Here is a 13,531-nt window from a genome sequence, read left to right as displayed (position 1 = left end):
ATTACACCTACTAAAGCAGGTATTGGAAAAACGACAGTATCCATAGGATTGGCTCTTGGTTTGAATAAAATCGGTAAAAAGGCGATAGTAGCGTTGAGAGAACCATCATTAGGACCCTGTTTCGGGATGAAGGGAGGAGCTGCTGGCGGGGGATATGCCCAGGTTTTACCTATGGAAAATATCAATCTTCACTTTACCGGAGATTTTCATGCAATAACCTCTGCTCATAATATGATAACAGCCTTACTTGATAATTATATATATCAAAATCAGGGTACAGAACATGTTTTAAAAGAAGTGGTATGGAAAAGAGTAATAGATGTTAATGATCGCAATTTAAGAAATATAGTTACAGGGTTGGGAGGGAACGTGAATGGTGTAATTCAGGAATCAGGATTTGATATTACTCCGGCCTCTGAAATTATGGCTATCTTATGTTTGGCAAAGGATATTGACGATTTAAGAAGAAGAATTGAAAATATATTATTAGGATATAAAACAGATGGTAGCATTTTTACTGTAAAAGATTTAGGAATTGCAGGAGCTATTACAGTTTTGCTAAAAGATGCAATAAATCCAAATTTAGTTCAAACTTCAGAAAATACCGCAGCCTTTGTACACGGCGGTCCTTTCGCTAATATAGCTCACGGTTGTAATTCCGTTATAGCAACTAAAATGGCCATGACTTATGGGGATTATGTTATTACGGAAGCCGGTTTTGGTGCAGATTTAGGAGCTGAAAAATTCTATGATATTAAATGTAGAAAATCAGGATTAGAGCCAAAATTGACTGTAATTGTAGTAACAGGTCAAGGCTTAAAGATGCATGGTGGAGTTCATATATCTCAAATAAAAGAAGAAAATATCAAAGGTATAATCCAAGGACTTGAAAATCTTGAAAAACATATAGAAAATATCAAATCTTACGGGCAAACTGTTTTAGTCGCCTTTAACAAATTTGCTTCAGATACGAAAGAGGAGATATCGGAAATAAAAGAATTTTGTAAAAAAAGAGAAGTAGGTTTTGCCATAAATAATGCATTTATGGAAGGAGGAAAAGGAGCCGAAGATCTAGCTAAATTAGTGGTTGAAACAATTGAAAATAATCCTTCGAAAAAATTAAAGTTTGCCTATGAAGATGAAGATCCCATTAGAGTTAAGATTGAAAAGATAGCCAAAAATATATATGGAGCTTCTTCAGTAACTTTCAGCAAAAAAGCTTCCAAAAAAATAGGAAATCTGGAAAAGAGTGATATGAGTAAATTTCCGATATGCATTGCAAAAACACAATATTCATTTTCAGCCAATCCACTTTCTTACGGAGTGAGCAAAAACTTTGATTTTGAAATAAAAGACATTGTAATAAATAGAGGGGCTGAATTTATTGTTGTTATTGCCGGAGATATTCTCAGAATGCCCGGATTGCCTAAAAAACCAGTAGCTATGAATATAGATTTGGTTAATGGATTAGTCGAAGGTTTAAGTTGAGATAAATAATAAAATAGTTTCAGATATAAATAATTGAAAAAAACTATGCGAAAATTAAAATATTAGACTTTATAAAATAGTAAACTAGAATATAATTTAGTATTCTAATTTGATTACTATTACATACAAAAATATAGTTATAACATTAAATAAATACTGTAAAAATAGGGATATACGGGTTACATTGAAAGTTTCACCTGCTATCCCATTTTTAATAATCATTATATGAATAATGGATATAAATAGATTGTTCTCAGATAAAAGAACGGGAATACAATACCACTCTTCAGATAGAAAGTCGGATGCAAGAAGTGAATATCAAAGAGATTTTGATCGAGTTATATTTTCAACTGCTTTCCGCAGACTACAAAACAAAACGCAAGTATTCCCGCTTCCGGGAAGTGTTTTTGTACATAATCGGTTAACGCATTCTTTAGAGGTAGCATCAGTGGGAAGATCTTTAGGAAGTGAAATAGGTAATTATATTGCTACTGCTTATGCTTCCGATTTAACAGAATCAAACAAAGATTTATTTTGTCATAGTTTATATAATGTGATATCTACCGCATGTTTATGTCATGACATCGGAAATCCGGCATTTGGACATTCGGGTGAAGATGCTATTGCCAGTTATTTTAGTAGAAATGCTTCCCAGCTAAAGGAAAAATTTTCTACAAAACAATGGTGTGATTTTATAAATTTTGAAGGAAATGCCAATGCTATACATATTTTAACTCAGAAACAAAATGGAAAATCAGATGGAGGAATTATGCTTACCTATTCTACTCTGGCATCTATAGCAAAGTATCCCTGCGAATCAATTGCTAGAGATAAAGATTTACTATTAAGAAAAAAATTCGGTTTTTTTCAATCAGAAAAAAACATATTCAGAGATATTGCACAAGAAATGTCTATAATTATAGAGCAAGATGAACCTTTATGCTATGTTAGACATCCCTTTGTTTGGATCGTAGAAGTAGCTGATGATATTTGTTATAATATAATTGATATGGAAGATGCACAGAGATTGGGTTTTATCAATGCTCAAGTTTGTGAGGAACTCTTAGAACAAATTATTACAGAAATACAAGGTAATAACAAATGGAACAGAGTAAAAAAGAAATTGGATAGTATTGATGATAAAAATGACCGTATTTCTTTTTTAAGAGCAGTGTCCATAGGCGCACTTATATCAAGATCTGTTGAATTATATAAACACAATTTTGAGGAAATACTGAAAGGCTCTTTGCAAATTTCCATCTTTGATTTAATTGAAAAAGAATGCAAAGCTATTAGAACTATCAAAGAATTTTCTAAAACTCATATATATAATCATAGATCGGTAGTTGAAATAGAAAATGCTGGTTATAATGTAATGTATGAACTTTTAGACCATTTTATACCTCCTATTATAAAAACTGAAAATGAACGTTTGGAATATGAAAAAAAAGCTATTAAGCTTATTCCTAAACAATTTATTTACGAGGATAGTAGTGACTATGAAAAAGTTTTAGGAATAATTGATTTTGTTTCAGGAATGACTGATAATTATGCTACTGATTTATATCGCAAAATTAAAGGAATTGATATTGGAATGACCTTATAAATTGAATTTTACAAATAGTATATAATTTATTACCAATAGGGTTATAATAGAAAAAATTATTAATAATCCTACAAGTCCTAATACATCTATATAATTTATTTGTGTAATTGAAACTACTTTTGCTATTGCGTTGATACCTCTATGAAGTGCTCCGATAACAAAGAAACAGTTTGTTTTTTTAACGCAATGGAAAGATAAAAAATTAAGACTATACATAAAAGTATTTGTACCCCGATACCTAATACAGCATGAGAGTGATAATTATGTCCGTTTAAAATTATAGGTATATGCCAAATTCCCCAAATACTTCCAATAAGTATATTCTTTTTGAAAAAGTTTGCTTTTATATTTTTCTGTAAAAACCCTTTCCAACCAATTTCCACCCCTAAACCTAAAATCATTCATGGTGATATAAGAAATTATACTACTAATTATCATTACATCAAATAAAATAGTCAAGTAATATTTATTATAAAAAAATCAGGTAATGATTTTTTTATTCATCATTTAGCATAGTATAATCCGTAGCTAATTTTCTGAAACCATTTATTTCTAATACATTACCTAATAAATATCCATTGAACATAATTAAAAAGCAATAATAAAAATAGTTAAATTTAGATGTTTCATGCTTTGTTTCCAATGGGTATGCTTGAAATTCAATTCAATTGTTTTTGTTGTCTCTGAAAATTTCTTTTTTTCAACTACGAAACCAATACAGGCAGGTGTTAACATTAAAAACTCCGTTAACAAGAACGAATATATATATGATGATTTTTGTTTATTAATAATGTAAATAACACTCCCTATTATAAAAGATAATACTCTAACATAACAATATAAATTTTAAAGTTTTACGATTCATCATTAGTTGATTTATTAAAATAGGCGTTGTATTATTAAATAGTAAGGATATAGTTATAAATATACTTATCCTAATTTAAGAATAGCTATTGAAAAAAAGAAACATATACAATGATAAATGTTTGGATTAAGAAAAGAAATAGAAATTAATTAAGCAGAAAAAAGCGTTATTTTTGCATAAATGTATTTATAATACAGAATAATAAGATGCAGATTTCAGAAGATACCTTAAAAGAATTAGAATATCAAAAGATACTAGAAGAAATACTACCCTTTTGCCATTCCGAAAAATCAAGAGAATTTGTAGCTCAACTTCGACCTTTAAGAAAAGAAAAAATAAAGGAGAATTTGAATTGCGTAAATGAATATTTAGGAAGTTTTTCCAATGAAAATTATATTCCTTTCAGAGAATATAATGATATAGAAACAGAACTAAAAATGCTTCTAATAGAGAATTTTATCTTAGAAGCCAGATCTTTTCATAAAATTAGAGATTTATCTCAACTAATAAATTCGTTGATTGTTCATTTTGAAAAATTTAAAGATTATTTTCCTACTCTTCATCAGCAACTATCCCATATAGAATACACCAAAGAGATTATTGCAATGGTTAATAAAATTTTTAACCGTTTTGGGGAAGTAAAAAATGATGCAACGGTTACTCTACAAAATATCAGAGATCAAATACAAATTATACGAAAAACAATTCAGGAAAATTTTGATAAAACACTTACACATTTTTCTCAAACCGGAATTCTAGATGAGATAAGGGAAAGTGTGATAGATGATCAAAGAGTATTAGCTGTAAAGTCATCTTTTAAAAAATCGGTAAAAGGACGAGTATTAGGTTTTTCTAAAACAGGTTCTATTTGTTTTATTTTGCCTGAATCTGTTATCCAACCCAATGTAAGGTTAATGGAATTGATAAGTCAAGAAAAAAAAGAAATTGAAGAAATTCTTTTTACTTTAACCCAAAATATTCTGGAATATTACCCTTTATTAGAAAAATATCAGAAATATATATATAAATTAGATGTTATTCAGGCAAAAGCAAGATATGCAGAAGCTATTGATGCAGTCTTGCCGGAGATAACCGATTATGCAGAAGTCCATCTTGTTAATGCTTATCATCCTATATTATTCCTTACCAATAAAAGGGAGAAAAAAACAACCATTCCTCAAACATTAACATTAGATAGAGATACGCGAATTATTTGTATTTCCGGTCCAAATGCCGGAGGAAAGAGTATTACGTTAAAAACGGTAGGTTTATTACAATTAATGATACAAAGCGGTATACTTATCCCGGTTCATCCAAAATCAAAAATAGGTTTTTTTAATAAAATACTTACTGATATAGGTGATAATCAATCTATTGAAAACCAGCTTAGTACTTATAGTTCCCGATTGAGAAAAATGCAGCAAATTATAAAACAGGCAGATTCTCACACTTTACTATTAATAGATGAATTTGGAACAGGATCAGATCCGGAATTAGGGGGAGCATTGGCTGAAGCATTTTTAGAATATTTTTATGCGAAAAAATCTTTTGGAATTATCACAACCCATTATACAAATATAAAGTTAAAGATTGAAGAGTTATCTCATACTAAAAATGCTTCTATGTTATTCAATGAAAAGACTCTGCATCCTATATATAAATTAGAAGTGGGGCAGGTAGGGAGCTCATTTACGTTCGAAGTTGCTGAAAAAAATAAAATTCCTAAAGAAATTATACAGGTTGCCAAACAAAAAATTGAAAAAGACAAGGTGAATTTAGATAAAACTATTGTTAGACTTCAGCAGGAAAAATATCAGGTTGAAAAATTGAAGGGTGATTTAAATAAACAAATTGATCATTCTGAAGAAAAGAAAAGACAATTGTCAGATACTATAAACAGTTATAAGCAAAAATTGGTGAATTTCCAAAAATTATATGATGAAGAAACACGTTTAAATCAATTAGGACAAAAATTTGAGAAATACATAGAAGCCTATTCCAACGGAAAGAAAAAAAGAGATATTTTAAAAGATTTTTCTAAAATTTTAGAACAAGAGAAATACAAAAAGACTCAAGCAACTGAAGTTGAAAAAATCCAAACTAAAAGACAACGAACTAAAGTTAAAACAGAATTAAAAAAAGAGGAAATAAAAAAACAGTTGCAAGAAACCAAAGCAGAAGAAATAAGAACAACCACTGATAGAGCTCAAAAATGGATGAAGGAAGGAAAAAGAGTTAGAATTAAGGGGAGCAGCAGTGCTGCAACTATAGATAAGATAGAAGGAGAAACCGTATTTCTCAATTATGGCTTGTTTACAACCAAAATTTCAGTATACGAAATTGAAAAAGTTTAGGGATTTATAATTTGAGAATGTAATGAATTACTTACTTACTGAATAAATTTTTTCATATTTTCTGGAGTAGGAACCATACAACTTTCCTTTTTTCCAAACCAACTATAGCGATTTCTAGCCAAATATGAATATATAGGATTACGTATAAGTGCAGGAAGTATCAAAAAAACAGATAAGAGATTATATGGAAACCCTAGCTTTTGAGCTATTTTTATTACAGCAGTACTTTTTGTATAATAAGCTATTCCAGTTTCATATAAAATTATAGAATTAAAATCTTTAGTAGAAAGATTTCTATCTTTCAAAAAATTCTGTCCAAATTCCGATTGAAGAGAAGAAAATTTAAATAAATTTTTTTTGTCTCTTTTAATAATGAATTGAATAGTAGAATTGCATAAATTACATACACCATCAAACAAAATAATATATTTTTTCATAATCAATGAACACTATTTTTTTGGATTAATACTTCATATTCCGGCATTAATCTAATAATAAATTTTTTACAAAAAATTTCCAATTGAGGGAAAAATTCGAGAAAATGATTTTCTATTTTTTTTTCTTGTAAATAAATTTCTTTAATGGAATTACCCATATCAGCAATATGATGATTAAATTTAGACTTTTTGGTTAGATGATGTAAAGTCCATTCTATACCTTCATACGTTCTGTATTTGTCAAACCAATCATCTTCAATTAAAGTATTTAAGATTTTTTCTAATTTTTTTGGAAACAAAATTTCTGTTCCAATTACTAATTCATAACACGATTTTTTAAAAGTCTCAAATTCATCATTACTGAATAAATACCAATTTTTTATTAGAAAATAATCATAAATTACATCCGTTATTATAGGAGCAAATTTTCCATATGATTTATGGAAAATACTTGTAGTTTGCTTTACAATAGGATGAGAATCGGTAAATGAATCGATATGTCTATGTAATAATATACCAGTAGCAATAGATTGCGGATAATTTTGATAATCTTTACCTCGAACAATTTCACCCAATACGTTACCTAATTGTATATCAGGTATTTTATATGATAGCAATTGATGAGCTACAATGTTCATTGATTTTATGTAATTATTCTTTCAAGTTTTCTCTATAAATAGATTTTAAATAATGCCTGGATTTTTATATTTTATATTATTACCTCTTAGTAAAATTGAATATTTTTCCTGCATTTCTTGTTTAATAGATGGATTCAATTTTAATGCCAGCTTTAAAAATTTTTCGCTCTTTTCATTATTCTTTAATAAGAAATAACAATTGCTTAATTGATAATATAATTCTGCTCTATGGAAATTTTCAAAACTTTTATGCAATATAAGAGCTGCCTTGGAATAATCGCCTAAACTCATTAATAATTCAGAATAAGCCAACCAATTATAAAAATGATTTGGTTCTAAATCTATAATTATTTTAAAAGAGTCAGAAGCTTCTTCGTATTTACCTAATTGAATATTTAAGTAAGCATATTTTTTCCAGTAATTTACTTCTTTAGATTCTACATCCAAAGCCTTTTTTATATAATGCAATGCCTCCTCATTGTTACCTAAAGTATCATAAATATCAGAAAGTTCAAACCATGCTTTATCAAACTGTGGATCCTCTTTTACCGCTTTTTGAAAAGAATTAAGAGCTTGAATAGGTTTGCGAAGTTTGTTGTAAGCCTGACCGATTTTGAAAAGAGTAAATGCTGCAGTGTCATCAAAAACAAGCGATTCACTATATACAGCTATGGCTTGTTCCCATTTATTAAGCTTTTCGTAGCAGAAGGCTTTTTGTGTGTATCCGGCTATACTCTTAGGATTAATAATTACTGTATAATCAAATGCATATAAAGCCTTTTCATACCAATTAAGATTTAAATATTGCAAGCCTAACTGGAACCACGCTTCTTCTGAATAAGGGTTTACATCTATAAATTGATTTAAAAAAGTAATACATTCTCGGTGATGATGTAAAATTTCGTAGCAATGTATACAGGAAAATAATGAATATTCATCTTTCTCATTGTATTCCAAAGCTTTTTTATAAGAATTTAATGCTAAAGTAGGTTCATTAATCTCCAAATATTCATTTCCCAAACAATTATATATATAATCTTCGTCCTCCTCATTTTTTAAGGCTGCTAAATAGAAATCTATAGATTTGAAAGGAAATTTTCTTAAAGACCAATAACGAGCCGTTGCGATTAGATAATCTGTGTTAGCAAAACATAATTCTTTAAGATTATCTATTAAACCGGAAGCATTGTGTAAATCTTCAGTTCCTACAAAATATTCGAGCTGTTTAACTTTAATATCAATGTTATTTGGATAAAGAGAAAATGCAATATCAATCGCTTTTAAAGCATATTCGAAATCATAAATATCCAAGTAGAAAGAAATAATTTCGCAAAACTCATCTGCTTCAAAATAAATAGATTTGTTTTCTTCCAACATTTCTTCAAACATATTAACTAGCTCATTGTCAAAAAAATCTTCCACTTAGTTTTATTTATTTCTTTTAAATTATGTAAATATAATTAAAAAAAAAGTAAAATAACTATTTAAAATAATTTATTATTCACAAGTATTAAACATAATTTATATGATTTAATATAAAAATTCTATTTCTTTAATCCTAAATTTTTTAGTTCCCATGTTTTCAACTTCAACTTGTAAAAGTCCATCATTATCTACTTTGCTAATTATCCCGTTTATTATAGATTCATTAATTTTAAAAGCCATTACCTTTCCTTTGCCAAATAAATGATAATTATATGTGTTAAGAAGAAAAAAAGAATCGTTTAAAATATGAAAATTTGTCTTAAATTCATGTATTAAATCATTTACCAATTCAACAAGTTCAAATTTTTGAGATGAAAAGCAACTCAATGATGAGGCATGAGGAATACCTGGAAATTCTTTCTGAAGAACATTAATGCCAATACCTATAATAAAAGTATTCCCTGATTTTTCAATTAATATTCCACTGACCTTTTTTTTATTGATGAGAATATCATTGGGCCATTTTATAGTAGCATCGGTTTTTGCCTGTTTTTTTATAAAACGACAAACCATTATAGCTACCCAAAAACTGAGAAAATTATTTGTTATAGATGAATCGGTAAGACAAAATGTCAGAGCTATATTTTTTCCCGGTTCAGATATCCATTTATGGCCATTAACTCCCTTGCCTTTCGTTTGTTGAAAAGAATACACCCCATGAAAATTTGATGCATAATCAGACAAATGCTCTCTTACAAAATCGTTCGTAGATTCAATTTTATCAAAATATTCTAATGGCATAGGATTTGACCAATACAAATTAATGATAAAATTATTAAATAAATTATAATTAATATAAGTGTTAAAATGATTATTTTTGCATAAAATGAAAAATAATCACGAAAGATATATTATAATATTTGAATAATAGACTATTAGATGGATGAAACACAGATCGAAAAAAAAGCATTATTAGAAAATATAATAAAAGGGATAGAAGAAGTTAAAGGATACGATATAACTATTTTGAACTTTACTAAATTAGAAAATACGATTACAGATTATTTTGTCATATGTACCGGCGGAACCAATACACAAGTTTCGGCAATTTCCAATTCTGTAGAAAGGTACGTGAGAAAAAATTCTAAGGATAAGCCTTGGCATGTAGAAGGAGTTGACAACCAGCAGTGGGTCTTGATGGATTACGTATCCATAGTTGTTCATATTTTCCAACCCGAATATAGAGAATACTATGATTTAGAAAATTTATGGGGAGATGTGGAAATTATAAAAATTCCTAATCCGGAAAATTAAAAAGATCTTTAAAATTGCATAATCCTATAATTATAAAATAAGACTTAATTTTGGAAACAAATAATAATAACAAAAATAAAACGAAAAAAAATAATAAACCATTTTCATTTAATTGGTTTTATGGTATATTAATAATATTTGCAGTATTATTGATTTTTCAAGAATTTTTAAATTCGGGAAAAGATGTAAAAATAGGTGTTGATAAGTTTTTTTCATATTTAGAAAAAGGATATGTTAAAAAAGTGGTGTTTTTAAACGGATCATCTGAAGTAAAAGTTTATTTAACTCAGGATGCTATGAAAAACCCTGAAGTGTATGATATGAACAATCAAGGCTTCAGTCCGTTTAGGCAATTATCAGATTCACCTCAATTTTCATTTATAGCCGGCGATAAACAGCTTTTTGAAGAAAGATTCAATGAAAATAAGGCTAAATATAAATTAACTACTAATTTGGAATTTGAAAATCCTAGTCAATGGGGAGATGTAACGATACAATTGTTACTGCCTTTATTATTCATTGGATTGCTTTGGTTTTTCTTATTTAGAAAAATGACAGGCGGTGGAACCGGTGGCGGTGGACAAATATTTAATATAGGACGTTCTAAAGCTAAACTTTTTGATGAAAACGATAATGTAAGAGTTACTTTTAAAGATGTAGCTGGATTAGAAGGAGCTAAAGAAGAGGTAGAAGAGATTGTTGATTTTTTGAAAAATCCTGAAAAATATACTAAGTTAGGAGGTAAAATTCCTAAAGGAGCTTTATTAGTGGGCCCTCCGGGAACAGGAAAAACACTTCTAGCAAAAGCCGTAGCAGGTGAAGCAAAAGTACCTTTTTTCTCTTTATCTGGGTCTGATTTTGTAGAAATGTTTGTTGGGGTAGGAGCATCAAGAGTAAGAGATTTGTTTCGTCAAGCTAAAGAAAAATCACCTTCAATTATTTTTATTGATGAAATCGATGCAATTGGTAGGGCCAGAGGTAAAAATAATATTACCGGATCTAATGACGAGAGAGAAAACACGTTAAACCAATTGTTAACAGAAATGGATGGATTTGGAACCAATACGAGCGTGATTGTATTGGCTGCAACTAACCGAGCTGATGTGCTAGATAAAGCTTTAATGCGTCCGGGACGTTTTGATAGATCTATTTATGTAGATTTACCGGATCTAAATGAAAGAAAAGAAATATTTCAAGTTCATCTAAAGCCATTGAAGATAGATGAAGATTTAGATATAGATTTTTTAGCAAAACAAACTCCGGGATTTAGTGGAGCTGACATAGCTAATGTTTGTAATGAAGCTGCTTTAATTGCGGCTCGTAAAGGGAAAGAAAGCGTAGGAAAACAAGATTTTCTTGACTCTGTTGATAGAATCATTGGTGGGTTAGAGAAAAAGAATAAAGTAATTAAACCACATGAGAAAAAAAGAGTTGCTTTCCATGAAGCAGGACATGCCACTATTAGTTGGATGGTAGAACATGCCGCTCCATTATTGAAAGTAACCATAGTACCAAGAGGTCGCTCTTTAGGTGCAGCATGGTATTTACCTGAAGAAAGACAATTGACAACTACAGAACAAATGTTAGATGAAATTTGTGCAACTCTAGGAGGAAGAGCCGCAGAAGAAGTTTTTTTTAATAATATCTCTACGGGAGCATTATCTGATCTTGAAAGAGTAACAAAGCAAGCTAATGCTATGGTTACTATTTACGGATTGAGCGATAAGATAGGTAATATTTCTTATTATGATAGTTCAGGTAATGAATACGGATTTACTAAACCTTATTCCGAAGTAACTGCAGAAACTATAGATAAGGAAATCTCTAAAATTATTGAATCTCAATATAAAAGGGCAATACAGATTTTATCTGAAAACAAAGATAAACTTTCTATGCTCGCTAATAAATTATTAGAAAAAGAAGTCATATTTAAAGAAGATTTAGAAGAAATTTTTGGAAAACGCAAATTTGACGATGAAACTTTTTCCGAAGAAATACGAGAAGTTGAAAATAAAGCACAAAATTCTTCGGAAAACGAATTTAAATCCGAATAATAGAAAATAATTTAATAAAATTTAAAAATCTTACGTATTTATGAACTAAAAAGTTTTTTTTATATATTTGATTACAAAAATAATTTTGATTTTTAACTTTTATAAAGTGAATGGGATTTCTTAACAAAATATTTGGTAAAAAAAACAAAGAAGAAGCTACTAATCTAGATTTTTATAATGATAGAGAAGAAGAGGATGTAGCATTTGCTAGGAAATTTAAGGCAGGTGGAGGTATGTTTTTCTATTGTGAAAACAAAGAAGAATCTTTGCAATATTTACATAATATACTTAAAAATGAAGACATCAGTGAAGTGCTATGTGTAGACCCTAAACTTATTTCGATGATTAATTGCTTAGATTGTAATTATACAAGCCATAGTACGGGAGATCAAGATATTGCTTTAATAAACTGTGAATATTTGGTGGCCTTAGATGGATCTATTATGATTTCATCGGATCAGACTTATCATTTAAAAAAGTCTGATTTACCTCAAAAAATAATAGTTTGGGCAACTCCAAATCAGATAATTACTTCCTCAAGCGTAGGTCTAGCTAAAATAAGATACGCTAAAAAAGATAAAATACCATCTAATATAACTTCCTTATATGGCAATCAAGTGCAAGGATTTAGTAGTGTTTCAAATGCAAAAAAATTGTATTTGCTTTTAGTTGAAGAATAATTTTTAATTTTGTGAAAACGATAATTATCCGTTCCCTATCAGGATTAGTATATGTGTTGCTTATTTTTTTATGCACTACTAATTTTTTATCAGACTTATTACATATTTATTTCGATATAAAAATAAATCCATGTTATCTACTTTATGGCTTACTCACAATTTTTCTATTAGGAAGCGTTTTAGAGACCATAAAACTTTTAAAATATTCAAATATTATATATAAGATATTAACATTTGTTTTAATAGGTATCGTATATTTTAACTTTTCTCAAAGTTTTTTTAATAGCAGTTTTAGTTTAAAAATATTATATTGGAGATATATATTAATTTTAATATTATTTATTCTCTCAATTGTAACTCTATTTTATTATTCAGACGAACTCTATACAGATAGTGCCAAACTAATCTTTACTACTGCGTATTTGAGCATTCCTTTTAGTCTTTCTTTAACGATTCCAAAAAGTATAAATCCATTAACGCCAGAGATTTTCTATGTATTTTTACTATTATGGATCAGTGATAGTTTTGCCTATTTAGTGGGAAGTAAATTTGGGAAAAGAAAACTTGCGCCTAAAATTTCTCCTAATAAATCGGTTGAAGGTTTGATCGGAGGGATACTGGGAACTATCCTAATAGGTTTTCTATTGGAATATCTCGTACCAGGATTACG

At 28.8% G+C, this 13,531-nt stretch carries 12 protein-coding genes; 7 read left to right on the top strand and 5 right to left on the bottom strand.

Translation table 11 applies throughout. The annotated features are described in order from the left end of the window. Both M3Z80_RS06680 and dgt read left to right on the top strand, forming a co-directional pair. Nucleotides 1-1,488 (top strand): formate--tetrahydrofolate ligase (locus M3Z80_RS06680; RefSeq protein WP_293918732.1); only part of this gene is annotated, 1,488 nt, incomplete at its 5' end. 232 nt (nt 1,489-1,720) lie between these two features. Then, nucleotides 1,721-3,094 carry a dGTP triphosphohydrolase gene (gene dgt, locus M3Z80_RS06675; protein ID WP_293918730.1) on the top strand — a complete coding sequence of 458 codons (1,374 nt, stop codon included), beginning with the start codon at nt 1,721-1,723 and terminating at the stop codon, nt 3,092-3,094. Nucleotides 3,095-3,216: 122 nt separating this feature from the next. Here the strand turns inward: dgt and M3Z80_RS06670 are convergent, their stop codons facing one another. Further along, nucleotides 3,217-3,495, bottom strand: a complete 279-nt coding sequence (locus M3Z80_RS06670) for a hypothetical protein (protein ID WP_293918728.1) — start codon at nt 3,493-3,495, stop codon at nt 3,217-3,219. 670 nt (nt 3,496-4,165) lie between these two features. On the opposite strand from M3Z80_RS06670, the gene M3Z80_RS06665 reads away from it, so the two are divergent. Then, nucleotides 4,166-6,313, top strand: coding sequence for an endonuclease MutS2 (locus M3Z80_RS06665; RefSeq protein WP_293918726.1), 2,148 nt, complete (start codon nt 4,166-4,168; stop codon nt 6,311-6,313). Nucleotides 6,314-6,348: 35 nt separating this feature from the next. On the opposite strand, the gene M3Z80_RS06660 is transcribed toward M3Z80_RS06665, so the two are convergent. From M3Z80_RS06660 to M3Z80_RS06645, 4 genes are all read right to left on the bottom strand, one after another. After that, nucleotides 6,349-6,750 (bottom strand): thiol-disulfide oxidoreductase DCC family protein, encoded by a 402-nt coding sequence (locus tag M3Z80_RS06660; protein ID WP_293918724.1) that lies wholly within the window; start codon nt 6,748-6,750, stop codon nt 6,349-6,351. 2 nt (nt 6,751-6,752) lie between these two features. Continuing rightward, nucleotides 6,753-7,388, bottom strand: coding sequence for an acyl carrier protein phosphodiesterase (locus M3Z80_RS06655; protein ID WP_293918722.1), 636 nt, complete (start codon nt 7,386-7,388; stop codon nt 6,753-6,755). A gap of 45 nt (nt 7,389-7,433) precedes the next feature. Beyond that, nucleotides 7,434-8,810, bottom strand: a complete 1,377-nt coding sequence (locus M3Z80_RS06650) for a tetratricopeptide repeat protein (RefSeq protein WP_293918720.1) — start codon at nt 8,808-8,810, stop codon at nt 7,434-7,436. Nucleotides 8,811-8,918: 108 nt separating this feature from the next. Continuing rightward, nucleotides 8,919-9,614 carry a biotin--[acetyl-CoA-carboxylase] ligase gene (locus M3Z80_RS06645; RefSeq protein ID WP_293918718.1) on the bottom strand — a complete coding sequence of 232 codons (696 nt, stop codon included), beginning with the start codon at nt 9,612-9,614 and terminating at the stop codon, nt 8,919-8,921. Between the two features lie 138 nt (nt 9,615-9,752). Here M3Z80_RS06645 and rsfS point away from each other — a divergent pair, with 138 nt between their 5' ends. The 4 genes from rsfS to M3Z80_RS06625 form a co-directional block, all read left to right on the top strand. Further along, entirely contained in the window at nt 9,753-10,127 is a 375-nt protein-coding gene (gene rsfS / locus M3Z80_RS06640; RefSeq protein WP_293918716.1) for a ribosome silencing factor, read from the top strand. 50 nt (nt 10,128-10,177) lie between these two features. Beyond that, nucleotides 10,178-12,181, top strand: coding sequence for an ATP-dependent zinc metalloprotease FtsH (gene ftsH / locus M3Z80_RS06635; protein ID WP_293918714.1), 2,004 nt, complete (start codon nt 10,178-10,180; stop codon nt 12,179-12,181). Nucleotides 12,182-12,291: 110 nt separating this feature from the next. Next, nucleotides 12,292-12,861, top strand: coding sequence for a hypothetical protein (locus M3Z80_RS06630; RefSeq protein WP_293918712.1), 570 nt, complete (start codon nt 12,292-12,294; stop codon nt 12,859-12,861). A gap of 11 nt (nt 12,862-12,872) precedes the next feature. Beyond that, nucleotides 12,873-13,531: phosphatidate cytidylyltransferase (locus M3Z80_RS06625; RefSeq protein WP_293918710.1), on the top strand; the 659-nt coding region annotated here is incomplete at its 3' end.

Source organism: Apibacter sp., from assembly GCF_025291155.1.
In the GTDB taxonomy this organism is placed as follows: domain Bacteria; phylum Bacteroidota; class Bacteroidia; order Flavobacteriales; family Weeksellaceae; genus Apibacter.
Note: the sequence above shows the minus strand (reverse complement) of the source record. Positions and strands in the feature narration are given on the sequence as shown.

Bases quoted from the DNA above. Each gene is read 5' to 3' on its own strand.
- dgt (WP_293918730.1), top strand. From the start codon at position 1,721: ATGGATATAAATAGATTGTTCTCAGATAAAAGAACGGGAATACAATAC.
- M3Z80_RS06670 (WP_293918728.1), bottom strand. From the start codon at position 3,495: ATGATTTTAGGTTTAGGGGTGGAAATTGGTTGGAAAGGGTTTTTACAG.
- M3Z80_RS06665 (WP_293918726.1), top strand. From the start codon at position 4,166: ATGCAGATTTCAGAAGATACCTTAAAAGAATTAGAATATCAAAAGATA.
- M3Z80_RS06660 (WP_293918724.1), bottom strand. From the start codon at position 6,750: ATGAAAAAATATATTATTTTGTTTGATGGTGTATGTAATTTATGCAAT.
- M3Z80_RS06655 (WP_293918722.1), bottom strand. From the start codon at position 7,388: ATGAACATTGTAGCTCATCAATTGCTATCATATAAAATACCTGATATA.
- M3Z80_RS06645 (WP_293918718.1), bottom strand. From the start codon at position 9,614: ATGCCATTAGAATATTTTGATAAAATTGAATCTACGAACGATTTTGTA.
- rsfS (WP_293918716.1), top strand. From the start codon at position 9,753: ATGGATGAAACACAGATCGAAAAAAAAGCATTATTAGAAAATATAATA.
- M3Z80_RS06630 (WP_293918712.1), top strand. From the start codon at position 12,292: ATGGGATTTCTTAACAAAATATTTGGTAAAAAAAACAAAGAAGAAGCT.